At 70.2% G+C, this 10427-nt stretch carries 9 protein-coding genes and 4 tRNA genes; 8 read left to right on the forward strand and 5 right to left on the reverse strand.

The annotated features are described in order from the left end of the window. Positions 1–73 precede the first annotated feature (73 nt). Complete coding sequence (locus ABD327_RS15145; protein WP_344451009.1) at positions 74–1159, forward strand: site-specific integrase; 1086 nt, start codon at positions 74–76, stop codon at positions 1157–1159. 69 nt (positions 1160–1228) lie between these two features. Here the strand turns inward: ABD327_RS15145 and ABD327_RS15150 are convergent. Next, a tRNA-Val gene (locus ABD327_RS15150) sits at positions 1229–1300 on the reverse strand. An 83-nt stretch (positions 1301–1383) separates the two neighbouring features. Next, positions 1384–1806, reverse strand: a complete 423-nt coding sequence (locus ABD327_RS15155; protein ID WP_344451010.1) for a TIGR02611 family protein — start codon at positions 1804–1806, stop codon at positions 1384–1386. Positions 1807–2084: 278 nt separating this feature from the next. On the opposite strand from ABD327_RS15155, the gene ABD327_RS15160 reads away from it, so the two are divergent. After that, entirely contained in the window at positions 2085–2504 is a 420-nt protein-coding gene (locus ABD327_RS15160) for an SsgA family sporulation/cell division regulator (RefSeq protein WP_344451011.1), read from the forward strand. A 6-nt stretch (positions 2505–2510) separates the two neighbouring features. Here the strand turns inward: ABD327_RS15160 and sthA are convergent, their stop codons facing one another. The 3 genes from sthA to ABD327_RS15175 form a co-directional block, all read right to left on the reverse strand. Then, entirely contained in the window at positions 2511–3920 is a 1410-nt protein-coding gene (gene sthA, locus ABD327_RS15165) for a Si-specific NAD(P)(+) transhydrogenase (protein ID WP_344451012.1), read from the reverse strand. Between the two features lie 68 nt (positions 3921–3988). Further along, the gene (locus ABD327_RS15170; protein ID WP_344451013.1) at positions 3989–4798 is read right to left on the reverse strand and encodes an aminotransferase class IV; all 810 of its coding nucleotides are present in this window, start codon (positions 4796–4798) and stop codon (positions 3989–3991) included. Next, the gene (locus ABD327_RS15175) at positions 4776–5756 is read right to left on the reverse strand and encodes a chorismate-binding protein (protein ID WP_344451014.1); all 981 of its coding nucleotides are present in this window, start codon (positions 5754–5756) and stop codon (positions 4776–4778) included. Before ABD327_RS15175 ends, ABD327_RS15170 begins: the two co-directional genes overlap by 23 nt. 128 nt (positions 5757–5884) lie before the next feature. Between ABD327_RS15175 and ABD327_RS15180 the strand changes: the two genes are divergently transcribed. The 6 genes from ABD327_RS15180 (at position 5885) to ABD327_RS15205 (ending at position 10370) form a co-directional block, all read left to right on the forward strand. Beyond that, positions 5885–5956 (forward strand) — tRNA-Gly (locus ABD327_RS15180). Between the two features lie 25 nt (positions 5957–5981). Next, positions 5982–6052, forward strand: a tRNA-Cys gene (locus tag ABD327_RS15185). Between the two features lie 11 nt (positions 6053–6063). Further along, a tRNA-Val gene (locus tag ABD327_RS15190) sits at positions 6064–6135 on the forward strand. 580 nt (positions 6136–6715) lie between these two features. Then, positions 6716–7195 carry a (2Fe-2S)-binding protein gene (locus ABD327_RS15195; protein WP_344451015.1) on the forward strand — a complete coding sequence of 160 codons (480 nt, stop codon included), beginning with the start codon at positions 6716–6718 and terminating at the stop codon, positions 7193–7195. 2 nt (positions 7196–7197) lie between these two features. Next, on the forward strand, positions 7198–8193 hold the full coding sequence (locus tag ABD327_RS15200; RefSeq protein WP_344451016.1) for an FAD binding domain-containing protein: 996 nt from the start codon (positions 7198–7200) through the stop codon (positions 8191–8193). Continuing rightward, the gene (locus tag ABD327_RS15205; RefSeq protein ID WP_344451017.1) at positions 8190–10370 is read left to right on the forward strand and encodes a xanthine dehydrogenase family protein molybdopterin-binding subunit; all 2181 of its coding nucleotides are present in this window, start codon (positions 8190–8192) and stop codon (positions 10368–10370) included. Before ABD327_RS15200 ends, ABD327_RS15205 begins: the two co-directional genes overlap by 4 nt. Positions 10371–10427: the final 57 nt, after the last annotated feature.

Genomic DNA, 10427 nt, shown 5'->3' on the forward strand with positions numbered 1-10427 from the left:
TCACTGGGACGAAGCCCGCCAGCGCTGGATAGCCACCATCACCGTCGGCTACACCCCGGCCGGCCGCCGGATCGTGCGCAAGGCCAGCGGGAAGACGAAAACCGAGGCGAAAGCCAAGCTGAAGGAGAACCTTCGGGACCTCGAAGACGGGCACGCCATCGCCCCGCACCGATACACGGTCGCTGAAGCGGTGCAAGACTGGCTCCAATTCGGGCTCAGTGGACGTGACGAGAGCACGATCGAGACCAAGCGGATTCTTGCCGAGAAGCACGTCATCCCGGCCCTGGGAGCGCGGAAGCTCCGGAATCTGAGCGCTGATGACGTCGACCGGTGGCTTGCCCAGAAGGCCGAAGAGGTGAGCACCCGGACTCTGCAGGAGTTGCGGTCCATCCTCAAGAGGACGATCACCCGTGCTCAAGCACGGGACAAGGTCAAGCGGAACGTGGTCATGCTCTGCGAGCTGCCGAAGGGGCGGCCCGGACGGCCCTCCAAGGCGATGAACTTGGTGCAGGCCGAAGCCGTCCTGAATGCCGCTGAGAGCGCTGCACCGTGGCTACGGGCCTATGTGGTCCTGTCACTGCTCACCGGGGCCCGTACCGAGGAATTGAGAGAACTCACCTGGTCCCTAGTGGATCTCAGGGGCCGACCCGCCGAGAACGGGATGCCTGAGATTCCGCCCTGCATCATGGTCTGGCACTCCGTCCGGGCTGGAGGCGATACCAAGACGTCGAAGTCGCGCCGCACCCTCCAACTCCCCCAACGGTGCATCGTCGCCCTGGAGACGCTGAAGAAGCGCCAGGACGTCGCGCGGAAGGCCGCAGGAGACGACTGGCAGGACAACGATCTCGTGTTCGCCACCAGGACTGGAACCAAGCTCGACGCCGGGAACGTCCGGCGGGAGTTCCGCCGGGTGGTCACCAGGGCCGGTCTGGTCGGGAAAGAATGGACGCCCCGAGAGATGCGTCACAGCTTTGTCTCGCTGCTGTCGGCCGACGGGGTACCGCTGGAGAACATCGCCCGTCTGGTCGGCCACGCTGGCGGCTCCGCCGTCACGGAGAAGGTCTACCGGCAGCAGATCCGGCCGGTGATCCAGGAGGGCGCGACGGCCATGGATCGGATCTTCCCCACGGCCCCGCAGGGGGGCACCGGAGAGCCTTAGTCACCCAGTTAGTCACTCACCCCAACGCAAAAGGCCGGATCCTTGATCGGATCCGGCCTCTGACCTGGGTGGGCGATACTGGGTTCGAACCAGTGACCTCTTCGGTGTGAACGAAGCGCTCTCCCACTGAGCTAATCGCCCGTCGCTTCGCGGTTTCCCGCGCTGCGTGCTCGACTAGGTTAGCGCGAAACGGGGGTGGTTCGCACATCGATTGCGCGGAGGCGTCAGCGGGTGTTGGGGTGGCTCCAGTCGACGTTCCAGGGGAGTTCGGTGCCGACGATGTAGAGGTAGGCGATCACCGCGGCGGCGCAGAGGAGGCCGGCCAGGACGGCCAGGATGGTGTTGCGGCGGCGGGTGCGGGGATCGAGGGCCTTCTCCTTGGCCTTCTCGGCGGCGGCCTTGGCCTTGCCGAGGGCTCGCTGGGCCCAGACGAACTCGGTGGCGAGGATCGCGAGGCCGACGACGATGGCGAGCATGCCGGGGCCCGGCATCACCATCATGACGACGCCGGCCAGCAGCACGACCGAGCCGACGGTGAAGACGCCCACCCGCCAGGTCGTGTAGAGCAGGGGGTTCTGGCGCATGACCTCACGGAAGCGGTGGTAGCGACCGCCTACATGGAGTTCTTTTTCCTGTTCGACCGACACGTCTTTACTCTAAGGGAAAGGACGGGCCCGAACCGCTGTCCCGCCAGAGCCGTAAGGTCAAACCTTACCCCGGAGACAAAGATCGTGATTGCCTTTTGTGCCTGTTTGTCCTGGTCACCGGCGTGTCGGCCGCCCGGGGGCGGGGGCTCACGCAAACGGGCGCAGGGAATGTTCTGACGACTTCCGGCAGTTACGCGTCATAGATCAGGGGGACACCCGTTGGGAGAGGCGAGTCCTCATCGAGTGCTCTTCACGGGCCCGACGCTGAAGGAATGGCGATGAACAGCAGCACCACCATCTCCGCCGAGCTTGGCCTTCGTCTCGTCGTGCCCGACCGCTCGACGGTGCCGTTGTCCGCGACGCTCGAGTACGCCGCCGACGATCCGTACGCCATCAGGATGGCCTTCCACGTGGGCAACGAGGATCCCGTCGAATGGATCTTCGCCAGGGAGCTGCTGACGGTCGGCATCGAACGGCAGGCCGGGTTCGGGGACGTCAGGGTCTGGCCGGCCGGGCCGGACGACGACCGGACGCTCCAGCTGGCCCTGTCCTCGCCCTTCGGGGACGCGTTGTTCGACGTCCCGCTGATCCCGATGGCCGATTTCCTGCACAAGACCTACGACATCGTGGCGGCCGGCCGGGAGACGGAGTTCGTCGACATGGACACCGAGCTCGAGCACCTGCTCTGGTCCTCCTGAGACTTCTCAGCCCTCTCCGGTGAGCCTCGCGATCGCCCGCATCTTGTTCATCGCGTCCAGCGCCGCCACCTTGTAGGACTCCGCCAGCGTCGGATAATTGAAGACCGCGTTGACCAGGTAGTCGACCGTTCCACCGCAGCCCATCACGGTCTGGCCTATGTGGACCAGCTCGGTGGCGCCCGTCCCGAACACGTGCACGCCCAGCAGCCTCCGGTCCTCCGAGGAGACCAGGAGTTTGAGCATCCCGTACGAGTCGCCGATGATCTGCCCGCGGGCCAGCTCCCGGTAGCGGGAGACGCCCACCTCGAACGGCACCCGGTCCCGGGTCAGCTCGTCCTCGGTGCGGCCCACGAAACTGATCTCCGGAACGGTGTAGATCCCGATCGGCTGGAGGTCGTGCATGTCCGCCACCGGCTCGCCGCAGGCGTGCTGGGCGGCGAGCCTCCCCTGCTCCATGGACGTCGCCGCCAGCGCGGGGAAGCCGATCACGTCGCCGACCGCGTAGATGTGCGGGACCTCGGTGCGGTAGTGGTCGTCCACCTTGATCCGGCCCCGGGAGTCGGCCGTCAGCCCGGCGGTCTCCAGGCACAGCTCGGCGGTCTTGCCCTGCCGCCCGGCCGAGTACATGACGCAGTCGGCGGGGACGCGCTTGCCGCTCTCCAGGACGGTCAGGGCCCCCGCCCCGCGCCGTTCCACCGCCGCGACGCTCTCGCCGAAGCGGAACGTCACCGCGAGGTCGCGCAGGTGGTACTTGAGGGCCTCGACGATCTCCAGGTCGCAGAACTCCAGCATGCGCTCGCGCCGCTCGACCACGGTGACCTTGGTGCCCAGGGCCGCGAACATCGAGGCGTACTCGATGCCGATGACCCCCGCGCCGACCACGACCATGGTGTCGGGGACGCGGTCCAGGTGCAGGATCGCGTCCGAGTCGACGACCGTCCGGTCGTCGAACTCCACGCTGTCGGGACGGGCCGGGGTCGTCCCCGTCGCGATGACGACCTTCGCCGCGGTGACCTTCTTCTCCTCGCCGGTCTCGTCGAGGACGCCGATCGTGTGCCCGTCCAGGAAGCGGCCGGTGCCCTGCATGAGCGTCACCCGGTTGCGGGTGAGCTGGCTGCGGATCACCTGGATCTCGCGGCCGATCACGTGCCGGGTGCGCATCCCCAGATCGCCGACGGTGATCTCGTCCTTGACCCGGTAGTTCTGGCCGTAGAGCTCCCGCTGGTTGAGCCCGGTGAGGTAGAGCACCGCCTCCCGCAGGGTCTTGGAGGGGATGGTCCCGGTGTTGATGCAGACGCCGCCGAGCATGTCGCGCTTCTCCACGACCGCCGCCCGCCTGCCGAGTTTCGCCGCGGCGATCGCCGCTTTCTGGCCGCCTGGTCCGGACCCGAGCACAAGGAGATCGAAGTCGTACACACCGCCCAGTCTGAACCCCGGGCCTCCGCGAAATAAGGTCTTTAACGTAACAAGGACCACACCTCGGATTAAGGATCGGCCCTTTCCGCGGAGCGGAGCGCGAAAATCTCCTGCGCCTTGCGGGTGAGCGGGCCCACGGGGAGTTCCTTCCCGTCGACCAGGGAGATCGGCTGGACGTCCCTGGTGGTGGAGGTCAGGAAGGCCTCCTCGGCGTCCCGGAGGGCCTCCAGCGGGACGTCCGCCTCCTCGGCGCCGATCCACTCCAGGACCAGCGCCCGGGTGACCCCCGCCAGGCACCCGCCGTCCAGCGTCGGGGTGACCAGCCGGCCGTCCAGGACCAGGAAGACGTTCGAGCCGGTGCCCTCGCACAGGTTCCCGGCGAGGTTGCCGAAGATCGCCTCGTGCGCGCCGCGCTCCTTGGCGTACGCCAGGGCCATCACGTTGTCGGCGTAGGACGTGGTCTTCAGGCCCGTGAGCGGGCCGCGCTCGTTGCGGGGCCAGGGCACCACCTGGACCGCGGCGGTCTCGGGAAAGGGCTTCTGCTCCCCCGCGATGACGATCGTCGTGGTGCCGTCGGGGCCCCGGTCGGAGCCCAGCGGGCCGGGACCGCCGGTGTAGCTGATCCGCAGCCGGCCCAGTTCCCACGGCTCCGCGGCGGCCAGGACCTCCGCGACGCCCGCGCGGACGAACTCCTCGTCCGGCTCGGGCAGGCCCAGGCCGCGCGCCGAGAACGCCAGGCGCTTCAGATGGCGGGTCAGCGCGAACGGCTCGCCCCTGACCAGCTTGACCGTGTCGAACACGCCGTCGCCCACGGTGAGCCCGTGGTCGAAGACGCTGACCGTGTCCCTGCCGAGTTCACCGTTGATCCAGACCTGCACCCGCCACCTCCAGGAGGTTCTTCGCCTTCAATTCCGTCTCCGCCCATTCTCGCGCGGGTTCGGAGTCCCAGGTGATGCCCGCGCCCGTGCCGAACCGCAGCAGCCCGTCCTCGATCCAGAACGTGCGGATCCCGACGGCCAGCGCCGCGGTGCCCCGGTCGGCGTCCACCCAGCCGACCGCCCCGCAGTACGGGCCGCGCGGCACCGGCTCCAGCCGCCCGATCAGCTCCAGCGCCGTCGACTTGGGCGCGCCCGTCACCGAACCCGGCGGGAACGTCGCGGCGATCAGCTCCGGCCAGCCCGCGGACGTGCGCGCCCGGACCGTCGAGACCAGGTGCACCAGGCCGGGATGGTGCTCCACCGCGCACAGCGCGGGCACCTCGACCGTCCCTGGACGGGCCACCCGGCCCAGGTCGTTGCGGACCAGATCGACGATCATGACGTTCTCCGCCTCGTCCTTGGGCAGCAGATCCGCCTCGGTCCGCCCCGTGCCCTTGATCGGCCGGGACTCCACCAGCCCGCCGTCCCTGGACAGGTACAGCTCCGGGCTGGCGCAGGCCACCTTCAGGCCCGGCAGGTCGAGCGTCATCGCGTGGGGGGCGGGATTGCCCGAGGCCAGCCGCAGGCCCAGCCCCGCGATCTCCCCGCGGACCGGCGCGGACAGCACCCGGCACAGATTCGCCTGGTAGACGGTCCCTTCGGCGATCGCCGCCCGGATCTCCGCCACGCCCCGCTCGTATCCGTCCCGGTCCAGGGACGTGCTCCACTCCCCCGGCGGCGCCCAGTCCCCGGCTGGATGCGGCGCCGGGCGCACGTGCTCGAACCTCGCGCAGGTCACCTCGCCCTCATAGGTGACCACCACCGCCCACCAGCCGCGCGTGCCGAGCACCGAAAGATCGTCCGACACCTCGGCCAGCCCGGTCGCCAGCAGCCCGTTCACATGGGCGAACGCCTCCATACGGCCAGTCTCCCGCCCTTTCCGCCCGCGCGCATCCCGCCCTCCCCGCTTTTCGGTTTGGCACCCGGGCCCGAGTTTGGCTATGGTTTTCCTCGTCGCCAACGGAGGGAAGCCCCCGGAAAGCGCACGCGGAAGTGGCTCAGTGGTAGAGCATCACCTTGCCAAGGTGAGGGTCGCGGGTTCGAATCCCGTCTTCCGCTCGGAGCGGTCGCGAGACCGAACCACGGTGGAGTGGCCGAGAGGCGAGGCAACGGCCTGCAAAGCCGTGTACACGGGTTCAAATCCCGTCTCCACCTCGCGGTATCCCGGACGATTAGCTCAGCGGGAGAGCGCTTCCCTGACACGGAAGAGGTCACTGGTTCAATCCCAGTATCGTCCACGAGCCGGCCCTGCCTGGTCATCGAACTTCGTTCGATTTCCCGCGGGGCCGCTATGTTTTTCGGGGGGACGACCCCCCGGGCCCCCCGATGTGGGGGCTCCGCCCCCACGCCCCCGGCCTTTCAGTGCGTTGCCTCGTCGGTATCGGGGCGGGTGCCGAGTGCCGGTGATCTGAACGGGTGCGGCGCGGCTTTCGTTCGACGCGATGACGTGACCTCCCCGCGGATGTGAAGTCTCGGGATCCATGTGAGATCCGCGTTCGTGGGCAGAACCGGCGTGGAGTTCGAAGATCTTCCAGAAATGATGCGCCTTCCTTGGCTCTGCGGCTTTCTTTCCTCGGGTCTCCCGCTCCTCTTGTGGTCCTGCCGCACGCTCTTTCTCGCTCGCCCGTCGGGTGCTTCTTCTTCGATGCGCCCTTGGTGGGTCCTTCGGCGTGCCGTTCGTCGGCCCGCGGCAGGGTGTTCCGCCTTTGAACCGGGGAAGCCGCCTCTGGGCTGTCGTCGGGCGGGTGGTTGATTTTCGGATGACCGAAACCTGTAGCGTGAGGGTGTTGCGGTCGGGTGAGGCTCGGGAGGCGGGGCGTGCGGGCGAAGATCGTCGTGAACGGGGTGGGGACGGAGCTGGAGCTCGACGCCCGGGAGTCGCTGCTGGACGTGCTGCGGGAGCGACTGGAGCTGACGGGCACCAAGAAGGGGTGCGACCACGGGCAGTGCGGGGCCTGCACGGTGCACCTCGACGGGCGGCGGGTGCTGGCCTGCCTCACCATGGCCGTGCAGGCCGACGGGCGCGAGGTGACGACGATCGAAGGGGTCTCGGGGGACGGCGGCGGGCTGCATCCGATGCAGCGGGCGTTCGTCGACCATGACGCGCTCCAGTGCGGCTACTGCACGCCCGGGCAGATCATGGCGGCGATCGCGTGCGTCGCCGAGGGGCACGCCGGCGACGACGACCAGATCCGCGAGTACATGAGCGGCAACCTGTGCCGGTGCGGGGCCTACCCGGGCATCGTCGCGGCCGTCCGCGAGGTCGCCCGCGGGGGCGTACGCCCCGAGGAGGCCTGACCATGCGGCCGTTCGCCTACTCCACCGCCGCCACCGTCGCCGAGGCCGTCAGCGCCGCCGCGGCGCCCGGGACGCGTTTCCTGGCCGGGGGGACGACCCTCTACGACCTGATGAAGCTGGACGTCGAGGCTCCGGCGGCCGTCGTGGACGTGTCGCGGATCGCCGAACTGGCCCGCGTCGACACGGACGGACCGGACGAACTGATCATCGGGGCGGGCGCGCGGATGTGCGACGTCGCCGAGGACCCCGTCCTGCTGCGCGACTATCCGGCACTCGCCGAGTCCCTGGCCAAGGCCGCTTCACAGCAGCTCAGGACGATGGCCACGGTCGGGGGGAACCTGCTCCAGCGCACCCGGTGCGCCTATTTCCGGGGTTCGGGGTTCCCCTGCAACAAGCGCGAGCCGGGCAGCGGCTGCTCCGCCCTCGGCGGGCTGGACCGGGGGCACGCGGTGCTCGGCGGCTCCGACGCCTGCGTCGCCGTCTATCCCGGGGACTGGGCGGTCGCGCTGCTGGCCTTCGACGCGCTGATCGACGTGGCGGGGCCGGACGGCGAGCGGACCGTCCCCCTGTCTGAACTCCACCGCGAACCGGGCGATACCCCTCAGGCGGAGCACACCCTCGCGCCGGGCGAGCTGATCGTCCGGATCCGGGTCCCCGCCACGGCGGCGGGACGCTCCTCGACCTATCACAAGGTCCGGGATCGGGAGTCGTACGCGTTCGCCCTGGCCTCGGCCGCCGCCGCGCTCGCCTTCGACGGGCCGGTCGTGACCGAGGCCCGGCTGGCCGTGGGCGGGGTCGCGACCCGGCCGTGGCGGTCCCGGGAGGCCGAGGCCCTGCTGGTCGGAAGGCCGCTGACCGCCGAGTCCGCGCGGGCCGCCGGGGAGGCGGTCTTCTCCGGGGCGGTGCCCGGACGGGCCAACCGATACAAGATCGAACTCGGGGTGCGGACCGTCGTGGACGCGCTGTTCCTCGCCGCACGGAAGGAAGAGTCGCGATGAGCCGCCCTCCGGCCCCTGAAGGACGGGCGGCGAGGCCCCTCGCGCGGGTCGACGCCCTCGGCAAGGTCACCGGGGCCGTCCGGTTCGGGGCGGACCGGGTGCCGCCCGGCCTCGCACACGCGGCGCTGGCGACCGCGACGATCGGGCGGGGCGAAGTGCTGTCCCTGGACACCGCCGCGGCCGAGGCCGTCCCGGGCGTCCTGCTCGTGCTGACCAGGCTGGCGGAAGGCGAGCTGAACGCCCCGGTGTTCCTCATGGCGGGCGGGACCGCGGCGCAGAGCCTCCAGCCGCTGCTGGACGACCGGATCGCCTACCGGGGCCAGCCGATCGCCCTGGTCGTCGCCGAGACCCCGCACGCCGCGGCCGAGGCCGCCTCGCTGGTGCGGGCGGAGTACTCCGCCGAGCCGGTGAGCGTCCACCTGGACGACGGCGGGGCCGAGGTCCGGGAGCAGACGGACGTCCTGTCCTACTACAAGAACCTCGAAGTGGGCGACGCCGACCGGGCTTACGCAGACGCCCCCGCGCGGATCGACGCCACTTTCGACCTGCCGACGCAGCATCCGGCCCCGATGGAGCTGATGTCGACCGTGGCCTCGTGGGAAGGCGGCGTCCTCACCGTCCACGAAGGCACCCAGAACGCCGCGGCGGTGCGCAACGGGCTGGCCGCCCAGTTCGGCCTGGAGCCCGAGCGGGTCCGGGTCGTCTCGCCCTACATCGGCGGCGGCTTCGGCAACCGGAACTCCCTGCAGGTCTACACGGGCCTGGCGGCCGTGGCCTCACGCCGCCTGGAACGCCCGGTGAAGCTCGTCGCGACGCGCGCGCAGATGTTCCACAACTCCAGCTTCCGTCCGGCGTCCCGCCACCGGATCCGTCTGGGCGCCGGTCAGGACGGCCGCCTCGTCGCGGCCATCCACGAGATCGACCAGCAGACGTCGCGGCACGACGCCTTCCCCGCCAGTTACACCGACGCCAGTTCACGCCTGTACGGCGTGACGGACTTCCGGGGGCACCAGCGACTCGTCTCCACGGACGTCCAGACTCCCGGCTACATGCGCGCGCCGTACGAGCATCCGGCCGTCTTCGCCTTCGAGTGCGCCGTGGACGAGCTGGCCTGCTCCATGGGGCGGGATCCCGTCGCCTTCCGTCTGGCCAACGACACCGGCACCGATCCGGTCAGCGGGCTTCCGTTCTCCTCCCGGCACCTCGCCGAATGCCTGCGGCGCGGCGCGGACCGTTTCGGCTGGGCGTCCCGCGACCCCTCCCCCGGCTCCATGAGGGCCCCCGACGGCTCGCTCCTCGGCTGGGGCGTCGCGTCCGCCGCCTACAAGGCCTCCTCGACGCCCGCCATCACGCGGATCCGCCTCGACGAGGACGGACGCCTGACCGTGTACGCCGGAGGACACGAGATGGGTCAGGGCATCCGTACGGCGATCGTGGAGACCGTCGTACGGGATCTGGGAGTCCACGAGGACTCGGTCTCCGTCGAGATCGGCGACACCGACGGGGTCCCCCAGCCGCTCACCGCCGGATCATGGGGCACCGCCACGGTGCTGCCCGGCGTCCACGCCGCTCTCGTCGAACTGCGGCGACGGCTCGGCCTCCCCGGGAGCGGGCATACCGGTCTCCCCCGCGCCTCGCTGGAGGTCGAGGCCACCCATCTGGCCCCCGGCCAGCCGGCCGAGGCCCTGGACCGCGTCCGTGCCGGAGCCCTGGCCCCGGCGGGCCCGGTCTACCCCGGCTTCACCGCGTTCAGCTTCGCCGCGCACTTCGTCGAGGTCCGCGTCGAGCCGACCACCCGCCGCGTCCGCGTCGGCCGGGTGGTGAGCGTCGTCGACTGCGGCCGCGTCGCCAGCCCCGTCACCGCCGAGAGCCAGGTCCGCGGCGGCGTGATCTGGGGAATCGGCGCGGCCCTGCGCGAGCACAGCGAGGCCGAACCCCGCCACGGCGGCTTCCTCAACGCCGACCTCGCGGAGTACACCGTCCCCGTCAACGCCGACGTTCCGGGCCTTGAGGTCGAGTTCGTCGACCTCCCGGACCCCCTGATCAACCCGTTGGGCGTCAAGGGCCTGGGCGAGGTCTCCATGGTCGGCGTCTCGGCCGCCGTCGCCAACGCCGTCCACCACGCCACCGGCCACCGCGCCCGGCACCTTCCCATCCGCCTGGAAGACCTTCTCTGACCCGGCTCGTCCGGTTCCGGCGAGCGGGGCGAAAAGAAACGGCCCCGGGGATGCGGA

Source organism: Actinocorallia aurantiaca (assembly GCF_039533685.1).
Taxonomy (GTDB): domain Bacteria; phylum Actinomycetota; class Actinomycetes; order Streptosporangiales; family Streptosporangiaceae; genus Actinocorallia; species Actinocorallia aurantiaca.

Bases quoted from the DNA above. Each gene is read 5' to 3' on its own strand.
- ABD327_RS15205 (WP_344451017.1), top strand. From the start codon at position 8,190: ATGAGCCGCCCTCCGGCCCCTGAAGGACGGGCGGCGAGGCCCCTCGCG.
- ABD327_RS15200 (WP_344451016.1), top strand. From the start codon at position 7,198: ATGCGGCCGTTCGCCTACTCCACCGCCGCCACCGTCGCCGAGGCCGTC.
- ABD327_RS15175 (WP_344451014.1), bottom strand. From the start codon at position 5,756: ATGGAGGCGTTCGCCCATGTGAACGGGCTGCTGGCGACCGGGCTGGCC.
- ABD327_RS15160 (WP_344451011.1), top strand. From the start codon at position 2,085: ATGAACAGCAGCACCACCATCTCCGCCGAGCTTGGCCTTCGTCTCGTC.